The sequence below is a fragment of the Argonema galeatum A003/A1 genome (assembly GCF_023333595.1).
Taxonomy (GTDB): Bacteria; Cyanobacteriota; Cyanobacteriia; order Cyanobacteriales; family Aerosakkonemataceae; genus Argonema; species Argonema galeatum.
Window position 1 is genome coordinate 150415 of record NZ_JAIQZM010000009.1, and the last position, 14402, is coordinate 164816.

Genomic DNA, 14402 nt, shown 5'->3' on the forward strand with positions numbered 1-14402 from the left:
TAGTGCCTGTACAAAACTAAGCTAGCAAAAGTACAGGCGATCTTGCCTTCTAGAGTGAAATTACTAGAGTGAAATGAGAGGTTGTGATGATTGACAATAGAGAACTCGCCCCCATAGAGCAAGCTATGGAAATTTTGAATCGCCGTGCTGGCTCGTATAATGTGGTAACAATCAGTCGAATCGAAGGTTTTCTCAACGAAGACATTCTCAGACAGGCTCTAGACCTTATTCAGTGTCGTCACCCTCGTCTGAATTCTCGTATTGTCGGTGAGTTGGATAGTCTTCGTTTTGAAACAGAAGGGACGCAAAGGATTCCTTTGCGTGTTGAGAACAAGTTGGACAACGAGGAGTGGCAAGAAGTAGTTCTGGAAGAGATGAACGAGAAAATTGATAGTAGTAAAGTCCTGTTGCGAGCTGTCCTTGTTCGTATTGAGAGTGAAAGTAGTAAAAATTATCTGCTCACCACAATACACCACGCCATAACAGACGGGTTATCGGGCATCCAATTGCACTCAGAAATATTGACTTACTGCCAGAAAATTGCGTCGGGCGATCGAATTAGCGAAGTTGGTACCTTGCCTGCACTTCCACCTCATAACGAACTACTGCCGGAATGGATGCCGGGGTTTCGAGGTCAGGTGAAAGGCGTTTTATTTTTATTGCGGCTTAAATTCCAGATGCTGTGGAACAAACCGGAAACCTTGGGTTTTGAGAAGGTTGTACCAACTGAATTAAGGCGTTGCGGTATGGTTCATAGGCAGCTAGATGAAGAATTTACCCAACAGCTTGTCAATACTTGCAGGCAGGAAAAGACAACGGTGCAAGGTGCTTTGTGCGCCGCTATGATGTTCGCAGCAGCGAGAAAAATAGCCGATCTTCAGAAAAGAGATGTGCGCCTCAGCTGTCGCTCTTATGTCGATTTGCGAAGACGTTTAAAACCAGTTATCAGCGAAGAAAACATAAGTATATTGGCTTCTTCTTTAACTTCATTTCACATCCTTCACCCGAATACATTGCTTTGGGAATTAGCGCGAAATGTAACTCAACAACTTGAAGCTGGATTAAAGCGCGACGATATCTTCAGCGTAGTGTTGATGTCAAAGAAAATTATCGAGTCTCTTCTCTCCCGTCCCAATGAAGTGCCTGTTACAGTGGCTCTCACCAATGTCGGTCGAATAAATATTCCCAGAGTTTACGGCTCATTTGAACTAGAAGAAATCAGCTATATTCCAGCGCAGGCGGCATTTGGGGGTGTTTTTAGTGCTGCTGTCACAACCTTTGCGGGAAAAATGATTTTGAATTTTATGTTTTCTGAACCTTCCCTCGGTCGGGATACTATGGAAAGTCTTGTCAACAATGCAATATTGTGTCTCGTTGAGGCTTGCAATAACAAGGTTGTCACGCTGATGACATGACTATACTGTAGGGTGCGTTGCAACGCACCCTACACTACTAACTGGAGACAGCTTCCAGGGTGCGAGATTTTACCGCTCGCTCGCCTTTGACAACTAGCTTAATACTGCGATCGGGTGCTGTCACCAAACCGCGCCGTTTTGGTCGCACTTCGCCATTATCGACAAGTTCCAATTCTAAACGCGAAAGTATTTTAGCCAGCGCTATTTTCATTTCAAACATGGCAAAGGCAAAACCAATGCAGCGTCTCGCGCCACCGCCAAAAGGCAAAAACTCATAAGGAGAAAACTGTCTTTCCAAAAATCTTTCTGGTTTAAACTTCCTTGGTTCGGGATACAAATCCTCGCGGTGGTGCGTCAGATAAATAGAACCTATCAACACCGTACCCGGTTTGAAATCGTAACCTGCTAGCGATACTTCTTCTTTCGGCACTCTTGGGAAAACGAGCATAGCTACTGGGTAAATTCGCAGAGTCTCGTTGCAAACGGCGTTGAGGTAAGGTAATTTGAAAATCGCGTTGGAGTCTGGATTTTCCCCAAGACTATCCAATTCTTGCAGTAGTTTTTCGCGCACTTCTGGCAATTTGTGAATCCAATACAGCGCCCAAGCTAACGCTGTTGCCGTAGTTTCGTGACCCGCCACCAACAGAGTCATCAACTCATCGCGCAATTCTTGGTCTGTCATTGGTTGTCCCGCTTCATCAACTGCTGCCATCAGCAAGCTGAGGATATCCGTGCGAGAGGGGTCGGGATTTTCGCGATGTTCTCGAATTTCTTCATAAAGAAGTTGGTCAACTTGCTGCTGGCGACGAACAACTCTTCCCCACGGACTCCAAGCGCCTAAATCCTTTTGGAAAGCTGGAAAATAAAGCATCGCGACGCTTAAGGGAGTACTCGCCTCATCCAGCATGACACTGAGAAGTTGCTCTAATTTTTGGGCGCGTGGGCCTTCGTATAAGCCAAATACCGCTTCCAAAATCGTCCGCAGAGTGATTAATTGGGTAGAAGATCGAACGCAGAAGGGTTTGCCTATCTGCCATCTATTCATTATTTCGTCGGTGATATTGCTAATCGTATTTCCATAGGTTCGCATCCTTTCACCGTGAAAGGGTGGCATCATCAGTTGGCGCTGACGTTGGTGTAGAGTACCGCTGAGGGTGATTACAGACTGCTTCCCTAGTAAAAATTCAAAAATCACGTTTAAATCACCGGGTGCTTCAAATTGCTTTGTTGTATCTCCTGTCAAAATCTGTTGCAGTACTTGGGTGTTGCTAACGAACACCAAAGGGTCAGAATTTGTGCCCAGTCGGATGCTGAAGAGATCGCCATAGCGTTTGGCGCAGTCTTCCATAAATGACATTGGGCTAAATACCCACTGGAGTATTTGTACAAATGTTGGGGTTTGCGGGCCTTTTGGTTGTTTCATTGGATCTGGTTGTTTGAGAAAATGTTTCTTGTTACTTAAACTAAGTTAAAGTATCTAATTTTTCTTTGGGTCATATTTGACTTAGTTATCTTTGTCTTACATACAATTAATAAATTTTGACAACTAATAGTTGTAAAATTTTTGTTAAATTCATTCAGCACGTACTGTCTCCTCAGACACTTTAAGGAACTCAGCATGACTGCAACAACTCCAAAGGCGATATCAATTCCCGATTTTTGTGAGGGAATTCAATATTTTGGCGAAGCGCTACCGAATTTCGAGACTTATGGTGCGAAATCTGCGATCGCAGAGGGCAGTGTAGGAATTTCTGACCCGACTGACCAAGCTGCTGTCTACCAAACTTTACTGTTTGCAGATGCCCTCCGCTATCTTACTCTGCAAGTGACAGGAAGTAAAGCTTCTGGACACCCAGGCGGTTTTGCCAGCCAAGCGGAAGCTTATGCTGCTTTGGTGATGCTGGGATATAAGAATATTATCACAGAAGTTGGACACCACGCCCCTGGTTTTTATAGTGCGATGTTCCTCGATCGCTCTTTGGAGGACATGGGTATTTCTACGGTACAACAATTGCGCGATCGCTATCGGGAAAAGCACGGACTCCTGGGCCACCTATCCGGCTACATCCCCGGTATTCTCGCACCTGCTGGCCCGCTCGGTCAAGGTCAGCACTTTGCAATGGCAGCTGCTTTATTGCACAAAGACAAACTTTTCCCCTTCACGATGGGTGATGGCGGGATGGGCGAACCTTACCCGATGAGCAGTATGGCACATTTCCACACCGCTTATCCCAGCGCGACTAACTTTTTGCCTGTGTTGGTTTGGAATGGTTTCAGCCAGGAACATCATAGCATGGTTTCCACCAAAACCAATGAGGAAATGCTTGCTTATTGGCACGGTAATGGTTTTGAAGAAGTTATCTTAGTGAATGCCAAAGATTTTGACGATAAAAACCAAACCGGCGATTATGTTGATAGCACTGCTTTCTCTTTTGAACAGCGCCTCGCTTTCACCAAAGCTGTGTTAGCTGGTATTGACAAAGCGGCGAAATCTGCACTTGGCGGCAAACTCACGGCATTTATCATCAAACAATTGAAAGGTGCGGGAGTTCACGCACGGGGAGCAAAATCTCACAATCTTTATCCCAAAGATACTTTAGATGCGCCGCATATTATAGATGCGTTGAAAGGTCGTGCTTTATCAGCGTCAGCTTGGCAATTGGTGCGAACAAATTGCGAACGGGCTGGTGGTGGCCCTGCTGCCAAAACAGCGGTAACGGAATCTGTATTACCGTTGCCAGAATTAGGTGAATTGCCTTTGGAAGAATATGCTGTGGGTGGAGATCCGAAAGTTTCAACAACAGCAATGGGTCGATTAGTTGGGAAAGTGGGAGAATGCGATCGCACTTTTTTAGTCACCAACGCTGACGGAAACGAAGCATCTGGAATTGCCAACATCAACCAGGCATTAAAGATTATTCACCCTACCACAGATGACTTATACAATCAATCTCCAAACGGACAAGTTTACGAACCTTTGAGTGAAGATGCTTGTGCGGGATTAGCTGTTGGTTTATCCTTGATGGGTGCAAGGAGTTTGTGGTGTTCCTACGAATCTTTTGCCATCAACGGTTTACCAATTTGGCAAACTGTCACGCAAGCGATGGCAGAATTGCGCCGTCCAACTCCTGCCACTATTACTTTATACACAGCCGGTGCATTAGAGCAAGGGCGCAACGGTTGGACGCACCAACGCCCGGAAGTTGAAGCATATTTCGCCGCGATGATGCGAAATGGCAATGTGTTCCCATTATTCCCCACCGATGCTAACAGTATCCAAGTTTGTTATGACTGGGCATTGACAACAAAAAATAAGGGAATTGTGATTACTGCCAGTAAGTCACCATTGCCAATTCGTACCACATTTGAACAAACTCGTCAAGGGTTAAAAGATGGTGCGATCGTATTGCAAGAAATCGAACCCGCCCAAACAAATCTTAACGAAGGAACGAGTAAGAAAGTTGTGTTTGCAGTTGTTGGCGATATGACTCTAATGCCAGTATTTGAAGCAGCAGCTTTCTTGGAAGGTGAAGGTATCGGCGTGAAGATTGTTTCTATTATCAATCCTCGCCGTTTGTATCGTCCCCACGATGTTGCTTGGGATACTTGTTCTGAACCTGATGGTGGATTTTTGGATGATGCTAAATTCGCAGAAATCTTTGGTGGTGATGCACTAATTGGTGTCACTGGTGGCGCGAGTGGAATGTTAGAACCAATTATGTTGAGAAGTAACGCCAAACGCGATACTTTCGCATGGAAACGTGGGGAAACAACTGCAAGTGCTGGTGAGTTAATGGCGTTTAATGGATTGACTGCGGAAGCGTTGACGAAACGTGCGATCGAGTTAGTGCATTAAGAATTGACCTCTCCCCCGACCCCTCTCCTGCGAGGAGAGGGGAGTAAAAAGACAAACAATTTTCGACCTCTCTCCAAACCTCTCTCCTGCGAGGAGAGGGGAGTAAAGAAATTGTATAATTGTAGGGGCGGGTTTAGACGATAAGCTTTGATTCCAACAGATCGCCTGATGACAAAACCCGCCCTATTATACAAAACCGAGTAACCACACACGATATGAGGGGTAAGTGAATCGTGAGGGCATACCGTAAGCGATCGATTACAATAAAATTATCCTCATAGTTCACCAGAATAAATAATAAAATTTTTGCGAACCGTTACCAGGCTAAAAAGGGAGAAAAAAAATGAGATTTATCAGTCCCAAAGTCGATTATGCCTTTAAAAAAATCTTTGGTTCTTCACAAAGCCAAGAGATTTTAATCAGCTTTCTCAATGCGATTATTTATTCAGGAGAGAAAGTCATTCAATCCTTAACCATTGTTAACCCCTATAATCCCGGTCAAGTTCTCAGCTTAAAAGAAACTTATTTAGATGTAAAAGCCATTTTAGCCGATGGCTCACTTGTCCTCATAGAAATGCAAATAGCGCGAGTGAGTGCTTTCAGCAAAAGGGTGATTTATAATGTGGGGAAAGCTTATACAAATCAGTTAGGGATTGGCGAAGACTATTTCAGTCTCACCCCAGTAATTGGCGTGACGATCGTGGATTTTATATTGTTTAACCAAACTCCCGACGTAATCACTCAATTTGTGTTTCAGGAGAAAACAAGAAAATTTGCCTATCCCGATCCTGAATTGCAGCTAATATTTATAGAATTGCCGAAATTTAAGAAAAGTTTATCAGAGTTAACGAGTTTAAGCGATCGGTGGATTTATTTTATTAAGGAAGCAGTCACTTTGGATGAAATACCTGAGAGATTAGGAGAAGTCAGCGAGATAGAACTAGCGTTAAATATTGCCAACCAAGCAAACATGACAGTGGAAGAAGTAGAAGCTGTAGAGCGACGAGCGATGATTTTACAAGACGAAAGAGGGCGGCTGACTTATGCTAAAGAAGAAGGCAGAGAAGAAGGGCGCATCGCCCAAGCGATCGCTCTAGTTATGCGTTTACTGAAAAAGCGTTTTGGAGAAATTTCAGCAGTAATAACCAGCCAAATTGAAAACCTATCTATTCAAGCTTTGGAAAATTTAGCAGAAGATTTGTTAGATTTTAACAGTTTGGCAGATTTGGAAAAATGGTTGGAGAGACGTATTTAGCGCTTATGGATTGACTGCGAAAGCGTTGACGAAAGGTGCGATCGAGTTAGTGCATTAAGGCTTGAGGTGATGCCCCTACCTGGGTTATACTAGGTAGGGGCTGACTGAGGAAGAAAAGATGGCACTAACAAAATTAACTAACTCTGGACAAGTTGCGATTCCTTCAGAAATTATAGAATGGCTTAACTTGAAACCGGGCGACTCGATCGATTTTGCGATCGGGCCAGATGGAAAGGTTTATTTACAACCCACCAAGATTGATGTGAGAGAATTATCTGGTATACTCTATGAAGAAGGTAGAAAAGCTGTTTCTCTAGAAGAAATGGATGCTGCGATCGCTGAGTGTGCAGGAGAGTCAGCTTGAAATGCGATCGCGTTAGTTTATTAAGGTTGAGGTGATACCTACCGGGGTTAGACTGAGTAGGGGCTAGATTACAAGAGTTACCAACTTATTTTGAGGAAAGCGAGTAAACAAAGTGACAGAAGAAAACCCAAATTTAATACTTGAAATCGTTGAATCATTACTACGAGATTTACTAAAAGAAAAGCTGGTATTCCTTTTAATGGGTCGTACCGGAGTAGGTAAATCTAGCACAATCAATTCATTATTTAATAAAACAATAGCTGAAACTAATCGCTATAGACCAACGACAAAAGAAGTTATATTTTATGACCATGGTATTAATGGTGTAAATTTTACATTAGTTGATACTCCTGGTCTTTGTGATGATCTTCCCTCAAAAGGTAACGATCGAAGATATATTGCTGAAATTAAAGATAAAGTCAAACGAATTGACTCACTATGGTTTGTTAGCTGTCTAGACGATAACCGATTGAGTAGAGATGAAATGGAGGCAATAAAACTTATCACAGAAGCTTTTGGTGCAGAGGTATGGAAAAGATCTGTAATTGTTCTTACACACGCAGACAAAGTAACAAAATCGGAGTATGCAGAATGTTTACGCGAGAGATCAAACGTAATACGTGAAGCAATAGCAGATCCAGAATGTGGAGGTTCGGCAAAAAAAATAGTAGATGATATTTACGCCATAGCAGTAAATAATGAAGGTAACAAGAAAAGACCAGATGGAAAAAACTGGCGAGCCGAACTTTATACACAAGTTTTTCTAAAAACAAGTGATAAAGGTTCAGTTCTACTGACCTTAATGACACATGGAGAAATAGCACAGAGACTTGGACTTAGCAAAAAACAAAAGCAATTAATTAGAAAAAGGTTTCTAGAGGCTCTCTGTGCTTATCCAGCAGCAGGGATATCAGTTGCAGCCGTCATAACTGGAGGAGCAAATATTCCTGTAGCAGTAGTTGTAGCCTTTGGTGGAATAATCGGTACTTTGTGTGCTTTTCTTATATCTGAGATACGTGACTGAAATGTAGAGCAATCATCAAACACATAGGCAGATGTCTGAATAAAATGTGTTGGGAAGAACGATCGCTCTTTTCAACCTTAAAATCATTGTAGCCGATCGCTATAATGGTAATTATTACCCCCTAGTGAAACAAGAGGTAGTTTTATTGTGAGATTCCAAGTTATTTTCACATTCGATCCTGAATATGAAGGTTATGTAGCTGAAGTTCCCGCACTTCCTGGCTGTTTGAGTCAAGGTAAAACCTTAGATGAAGCTATTGAAAATATCAAAGATGCTATTAAAGGCTATCTTTACGTGCAAGAAAAACATGGCAAATCGTATGTAGCAAAAGAAACTCAAATGTTCATCGGGGAAGTGGTAGTCTAAATGGGACGATTATCAAATATTTCTGGTAAAGAAGCGGTCAAAGTTTTCAAGAGGTTTGGCTACGAAGTGGATCATCAAACTGGAAGTCATATCATACTTTGGCACGAATCTAAACCAACTCTTTCAATTCCTAATCATCGAGAATTAGCACCAGGGTTACTGAGAAGTTTGATTGCGCTGGCTGGAATTACGGTAGATGAATTCCTTGCAAATAGATAAAAAATTGATATTAAGTTCTCTATATAGAGGTTTTATGGAAAACTCCCAAGCAGATATAAATCAACCCGTTAGGATTCTCACAGTACCCGACTTAGAAGCGCTATTAACAAAAGTTGTTCGCCAAGTAATCAAAGAAGAAATGATTAACTTGCCAAGTCAACAAGTACAACCTAAAGAAACATTAACAGAACATTCACTCGAAAAGTTTATGGAAACATTTGGCGCTTGGGAAGACGATCGCACTGATGAGGAAATCATCAAAGAGATATATGATGCAAGATCCTAAATTAGAAAGAGAGTGGGTTGAGAAGTGCGATCGCTCAACCTCTGTGTTAAAATTATCGTAACCAATTGAGGTGGCTGGCTATGAAATGGGAAGAAGTATGTGAAAATAAACAGTTGCAAGACTTACCCTTTAAAATTGAATTAAACAAATGGGGACAAATTGTAATGAGTCCAGCCAAACCAAAACATTCAGCCTATCAAGGTATTATTATCAGCATCCTAAGTTCGCTAAGAGAAACAGGTGTGGCATTTCCAGAGTGTGCAATTCAAACACAAGAAAATGTTAAAGTTGCTGATGTTGTTTGGTGTTCGGACGAAAGATTAGATGTTATTTTAGAAGAAACAGCAGCTTCTATTGCTCCTGAAATTTGTGTGGAAGTAAAATCTGCTAGCAATACTTTAGAAGAAATGCTGGAGAAAAAAGATTTATACTTTGCCGCAGGTGCAGAAGAAGTTTGGGTTTGCGATGCCCAAGGTAAAATGAGATTTTATAATCCACAAGGAGAATTAAGTAAATCTTTGTTAGTACCAGAATTTCCAGAGCAAATTCAACGCAGAAATCAACCTACAGCTTGATAGGGAAAATGGGAGTGCGATCGCTCTACTCGATGCGTAGCACGATCGCTTAAAATTACTATAGGCGATCGCACTAAATTTTGAGATACAATAGAAGTAGTAGCTTAAGAGGCGCAAAAGCTTATGATAGCAGAACTATTAGAGAAAACCAGAGGAGTAGAAGAACAATATTTTATTCTGCCAGGTTATTACAATTGGCAGCAATTCAAGGCAATTCAAGCTTTGATGGATGAAGTGGGTGGCGTGCGGTTATCTTATCTTGATGGGTGTGTGGAGTTTATGACACTTGGCGAAAACCATGAAATGCTCAAAAAAGCTATAGCCATCCTAGTGGAAATCTACTTCTTTGAGATGGATATTAACTTTATCCCCGTAGGTAGTGCAACTCGCGAGGATGAGAATAAAGGCGCTTCATTTGAACCGGATGAGTCATATTATATAGGAGAAAAAAAAGAGCATCCCGATTTAGCAATTGAGGTGGCAATTACTAGCGGTGGGACTAGAAAGCTGGAAAAATACAGGCGTTTTCAGATTGCAGAAGTGTGGTTTTGGCAAAATAATCAACTTGCTGTATATCGATTGCGGGAAGATAATTACGAGCAAGTCGATCGCAGTGAATTTTTACCAGAATTGGATTTAGAATTACTGGTGCGTTGCGTATTAATTCCATCCAGATTAGAAGCAAGGAAAGAGTTTTTAAATGGCATTCGACAGTAGGGATAAAATGAGTGCGATCGCAGGTACGTTGTTGCACTTTAGCGCGGCATCGCAACAACGTACCTAGTAATTAAATAAACTTAAAGATATATATGACAGAAGACACAGAATTTGAACTAAAAAACCGCGAGAAGGATAAGGAATTAAAAAGAAAGCAAAAGCGGATATCGTTTTGGGTGAAGGACATTTCTGTATTTATAGTTGCTCTCGTCATAATTTTACTAATTGACTTTTACGCATTCACAATCATGCAAAAGGGTAGCGCTTCTGAGGGAGAAATGAGATTTGCGATCGCAGCTCTTTCTTCTACAGTTATCGGTCTTCTTAGTTACATGGTTGGGAGAGCTAGCAAATAGGGATAATCAGGATATTATAGTTTAACATAGAATGGGTTGCCAGAGTGCGATCGCACTGAGTTTTCAGGCATAATAGAAGTAGTAGCTTCAGGAGGCGCAAACGCTCATGATAACACAACTACCAGAGAAAACTAGAGAATTAGAAGATCAGCGTTTCATTCTACCGGGATATTACAATTGGGAACAATTCAAGGCAATTGAAGCCTTGATGGATGAAGTGGACGGCGTGCGGCTATCTTATCTTGACGGGTGTGTAGAGTTTATGACTGTTGGCGAAAACCATGAAACGATTAAAAGTGTTTTGGCTATATTGCTAGCACTCTACTTTTTTGAAAAGGGGATTGAGTTTATCCCAGTCGGTAGTGCAACTCGCGAGGATGAAAATAAAGGTGCTTCATTTGAACCAGATGAGTCTTATTATATAGGAGAAAGAAAAGAACATCCCGATTTGGCAATTGAAGTAGCGATTACTAGCGGTGACTCTAGAAAGCTGGAACGGTATAGGCGTTTTCGGATTCCAGAAGTATGGTTTTGGAAAAATAATCAACTTTCTGTATATCGACTGACAGAAGATAATTACGAGCAAGTTTCTCGCAGTGAATTTTTGCCAGAATTGGATTTGGAATTACTGGTGCGTTGCGTGTTAATGCCATCGAGACTGGAAGCAAGAAGAGAGTTTTTAAATGGAATTCGGAAGCAGTAGTTGAATAAGTGCGATCGCAAATGAGAAACCAGGTTTCTTTTTTGGCTTCCACACGCATACTCCCGGTTTCTGCCCAGCTATATATCAGCTTTTCTTATATGGGTACTAAACCTGCCCACAGTACCTATAGCTTTTGCCAACGAGCGTCAGCACCCTGACCCCGATATTAGTACATTTGTTCTAAAAAGTTAAGCTCTAAACAGAAGTTAAAGCACAAACGCGGTTAAGTGATTTACTATTGATCTGTATCCCTAACTTAGGCGCAGGTTTCAAAGGTTGCTTCCACCAAGCGCCAGCTTTTGACATCCAACTTAAAGAACACACAGCCGTGCGACCAGATTTACAAGGTTTAGAGATTACGAAAGGTGAACTGAAACACTTGAGTGGTGTGAGTATTGATGCTGTCGTTAGACCTCCAACACCACGAAAGTTTTTAGAGGAAGTTTTTAACACCCTTTTGCTCATCGGACTAATTTTTGTCAGTAATTTTCTCTTAATTCTAGCTTTCCCGGATCATCGTCTGGCTTTAATTGCAGCCCATGCAGTTGTCGCCGCCATATTAATCATTCAGGATGCCATCAAAATTTTCTTTAGCTTAAATCACCGTCATTTTATCAATCTTATCGATGACGTTCACCGCTTTAATATCACAATTAAAGGCATAGATATTAACGATCAAATAGAAGCAGCCGGAAATCCCAGAGTTGGTTTAAAAGACCGAGATCGAGTAATTAAAGCCCTGAAACTGACCCGCGAAGATATCATTCGCGCCCTGAAGACCGAAAAAGTTCTCAGGGAAAACGAGCGGTTTATCAAAGTAAATCCAGACTTATTTGCCAATAACTTGACAGCTTTAGCAGCATTGCAAGTAAACGAACAGGCAAGTGAGTACGGGCGCATTTTAAACGAAGCATTTCAGATTGGTCTGAGCATCCAAGATGAGATGAAACAATTGAAAACTCGGCATTTAAATGAGTAAAAGGAATTGATATTCTGTGCGATCGGATATACAAGGATTAGAGATTACGAAGGGAGAATTGAGACACTTAAGCGGTGTCGATCCAGATGATGTGTTCAGATCCTCTATGCTGCGAGAGTCTGGCAAGCAATTGACTTTTTTATTTAACGAACTACTGATTGCTCTTGCTCTCACTCCCATCATCGTCGGGGCTCTTTATACCTTTATAATTAGACCGATACGCGGGGCATCGATCAATTGGGCTATTTTATTACTAATAATAGTGCCAATTTCGGTAATCGCTGGCAGATGGTTCTGGCTGAGAAGCAATAGTCCGAAATTACTTGTCAATTTGCTGGATGATGTAGATAGGTATCATGCTGTACTCCAAGCCATAGATATTAGCGATCGCTTAGAAACAGCCGGTTCCTCTGGCGGAGCTTTAACCGATCGGACCCAAGTAATTGCAGCACTTCAGCTGACGCGAGAAGATTTAATTCGCGCTTTGATGAGCGAGAGGATTTTGCGAGAAAATAAAAACTTGATTGCTGCCAATCCAGAACTGTTCACCAATAACTTGAGAGCTTTAGAAGCCATGCAAGTCAACACTCAAGCTGGTGAATACGGACGACTTCTGAATGAGGCATTGCAGATTGGCCTCAGCGTACAAGAAGAGATGCGAAAATTGCAACATCAGCGATCGCGTTAAAAATGGCAACCAAACCCAAAATTATTGTCCTAGATGATGACCCCACTGGTTCTCAGACCGTCCACAGCTGCCTGCTGCTGACCCGTTGGGATGTCGAGACATTGCGACTGGGGTTGAATGACGAGTCGCCCATTTTCTTTGTGCTGACGAATACTAGGGCGCTTACTCCAGAAGAAGCAGCCGATCGCACTCGTGAAGCCTGCCACAACCTCAAACTAGCACTAGAAGCGGAAACCCCTCCCCCAACCCCTCCCCGCAACGGAGAGGGGAGTCCGACTTCCCCCTCTAACCCCCCCCCGTTGACGGGGGGGCAGGGGGGGGTTCTAATTGTCAGCCGTTCCGACTCAACGCTGCGGGGGCATTACCCAGTCGAAACCGATGTCATTGCCGAAGAACTCGGCCCCTTTGACGCCCATTTCCTAGTTCCAGCCTTCTTCGAGGGAGGACGATTCACCCGCGACAGCGTGCATTACCTCATCGTCAATGGTGTCCCAACTCCAGTACACGAAACCGAGTTTGCCCGCGATTCCGTCTTTGGCTACCACCACAGCTACTTACCCAAGTATGTAGAGGAAAAAACCAAAGGGCGCATTCCATCTGAAACAGTGGAGCAATTTTTGCTGGCAGATATTCGCGCCGGAAGTCTGGAAAGACTGATGAACCTCACTGGTAATCAATGTGGCGTTGTCGATGGAGAAACCCAAGCCGATTTAAACCGCTTTGCAGCAGATATCCTCACCGCCGCAAGTCATGGCAAACGCTTCCTGTTTCGCAGTGCTGCCAGCATCTTAACCGCTTTGGCTGCCCTACCCCCGCAACCGATCGGCCCTGAAGATATGGCGCAGTACGTGCGGGAAGGCAAACCCGGTGCGGTGATCGTGGGTTCCCATGTGAAAAAGACTACCGAACAACTGGAAAGTCTTTTACAAGAACCGGGAATAGTTGCGATCGAAGTTGATGTTACTCGCCTAGTGGATGAGTCTGTAGGGGCGGGTTTAGCAGATCCCCCTGAAGGAGGACAGACAACCATTCAGCAAAACCCGCCCCTACGTGCCGCTTTGTTGGCAGAAACGCTCAAAACTGTCCATGATGCTCATGCTGGCGGTAAGACACCAGTAGTTTATACCAGCCGTCGAGAACTCACTTTTAAAGATACCGAAACACGCTTGCAATTTGGTGTAGCTGTTTCGGCTTTGTTGATGGATCTCGTGCGCGGATTGCCTGCCGATATTGGATTTCTGATTAGTAAAGGAGGGATTACCTCAAACGATGTATTGAGTACAGGTTTAGCCTTGACTTCGGCGCGACTGCTGGGGCAGATTTTGCCCGGTTGTTCGATCGTGCGAACTCCAACAGATCATCCCCAATTTCCTAATTTGCCGGTGGTGTTGTTTCCGGGTAATGTTGGCGATGCAGATGCTTTGGCAACAACTTATCGGCGGTTGTGCAAAAGTACACCGATAAGCTGAAAAACATTTAGAAAGTGTTCGATCGTAGGGTGCGTTGTAATGCACCCTACGATCGAGAGGGGAATAATGATGCTAGAATAAATAGATATGAGCGATCGCACTCTATGTTCATGCTGGCGACACGCTCAAG

The 14402-nt window shown here is 43.0% G+C and carries 16 protein-coding genes; 15 read left to right on the plus strand and 1 reads right to left on the minus strand.

What is annotated here, in order from left to right:
- The first annotated feature begins 86 nt into the window (after positions 1–86).
- The gene (locus LAY41_RS12095) at positions 87–1415 is read left to right on the plus strand and encodes a phthiocerol/phthiodiolone dimycocerosyl transferase family protein (protein ID WP_249097757.1); all 1329 of its coding nucleotides are present in this window, start codon (positions 87–89) and stop codon (positions 1413–1415) included.
- A gap of 37 nt (positions 1416–1452) precedes the next feature.
- Here LAY41_RS12095 and LAY41_RS12100 read toward each other — a convergent pair whose 3' ends face one another.
- Positions 1453–2838 carry a cytochrome P450 gene (locus LAY41_RS12100; RefSeq protein WP_249097759.1) on the minus strand — a complete coding sequence of 462 codons (1386 nt, stop codon included), beginning with the start codon at positions 2836–2838 and terminating at the stop codon, positions 1453–1455.
- A gap of 195 nt (positions 2839–3033) precedes the next feature.
- On the opposite strand from LAY41_RS12100, the gene LAY41_RS12105 reads away from it, so the two are divergent.
- The 14 genes from LAY41_RS12105 to LAY41_RS12170 all read left to right on the plus strand — a co-directional run bounded on the left by LAY41_RS12105 (position 3034) and on the right by LAY41_RS12170 (position 14272).
- Complete coding sequence (locus tag LAY41_RS12105) at positions 3034–5271, plus strand: phosphoketolase family protein (RefSeq protein WP_249097762.1); 2238 nt, start codon at positions 3034–3036, stop codon at positions 5269–5271.
- Between the two features lie 343 nt (positions 5272–5614).
- The gene (locus LAY41_RS12110; RefSeq protein ID WP_249097764.1) at positions 5615–6526 is read left to right on the plus strand and encodes an Rpn family recombination-promoting nuclease/putative transposase; all 912 of its coding nucleotides are present in this window, start codon (positions 5615–5617) and stop codon (positions 6524–6526) included.
- 118 nt (positions 6527–6644) lie between these two features.
- Positions 6645–6890: an AbrB/MazE/SpoVT family DNA-binding domain-containing protein gene (locus tag LAY41_RS12115; RefSeq protein ID WP_249097766.1), complete on the plus strand. Its 246-nt coding sequence runs from the start codon at positions 6645–6647 to the stop codon at positions 6888–6890.
- 112 nt (positions 6891–7002) lie between these two features.
- Complete coding sequence (locus tag LAY41_RS12120) at positions 7003–7914, plus strand: GTPase (protein ID WP_249097769.1); 912 nt, start codon at positions 7003–7005, stop codon at positions 7912–7914.
- A 147-nt stretch (positions 7915–8061) separates the two neighbouring features.
- On the plus strand, positions 8062–8280 hold the full coding sequence (locus LAY41_RS12125) for a type II toxin-antitoxin system HicB family antitoxin (protein ID WP_249097771.1): 219 nt from the start codon (positions 8062–8064) through the stop codon (positions 8278–8280).
- Complete coding sequence (locus tag LAY41_RS12130; protein WP_249097773.1) at positions 8281–8499, plus strand: type II toxin-antitoxin system HicA family toxin; 219 nt, start codon at positions 8281–8283, stop codon at positions 8497–8499.
- Between the two features lie 34 nt (positions 8500–8533).
- On the plus strand, positions 8534–8785 hold the full coding sequence (locus LAY41_RS12135; RefSeq protein WP_249097775.1) for a hypothetical protein: 252 nt from the start codon (positions 8534–8536) through the stop codon (positions 8783–8785).
- A gap of 80 nt (positions 8786–8865) precedes the next feature.
- Entirely contained in the window at positions 8866–9360 is a 495-nt protein-coding gene (locus LAY41_RS12140) for a Uma2 family endonuclease (protein WP_249097777.1), read from the plus strand.
- A gap of 123 nt (positions 9361–9483) precedes the next feature.
- Positions 9484–10077, plus strand: coding sequence for a Uma2 family endonuclease (locus LAY41_RS12145; RefSeq protein WP_249097779.1), 594 nt, complete (start codon positions 9484–9486; stop codon positions 10075–10077).
- Between the two features lie 92 nt (positions 10078–10169).
- Positions 10170–10433: a hypothetical protein gene (locus LAY41_RS12150; protein WP_249097781.1), complete on the plus strand. Its 264-nt coding sequence runs from the start codon at positions 10170–10172 to the stop codon at positions 10431–10433.
- A gap of 106 nt (positions 10434–10539) precedes the next feature.
- Positions 10540–11136 carry a Uma2 family endonuclease gene (locus tag LAY41_RS12155; RefSeq protein WP_249097783.1) on the plus strand — a complete coding sequence of 199 codons (597 nt, stop codon included), beginning with the start codon at positions 10540–10542 and terminating at the stop codon, positions 11134–11136.
- 238 nt (positions 11137–11374) lie between these two features.
- Complete coding sequence (locus tag LAY41_RS12160) at positions 11375–12115, plus strand: hypothetical protein (protein WP_338022980.1); 741 nt, start codon at positions 11375–11377, stop codon at positions 12113–12115.
- A 16-nt stretch (positions 12116–12131) separates the two neighbouring features.
- Positions 12132–12803: a hypothetical protein gene (locus tag LAY41_RS12165; protein ID WP_249097786.1), complete on the plus strand. Its 672-nt coding sequence runs from the start codon at positions 12132–12134 to the stop codon at positions 12801–12803.
- Positions 12804–12805: 2 nt separating this feature from the next.
- Entirely contained in the window at positions 12806–14272 is a 1467-nt protein-coding gene (locus tag LAY41_RS12170) for a four-carbon acid sugar kinase family protein (protein WP_249097788.1), read from the plus strand.
- Positions 14273–14402: the final 130 nt, after the last annotated feature.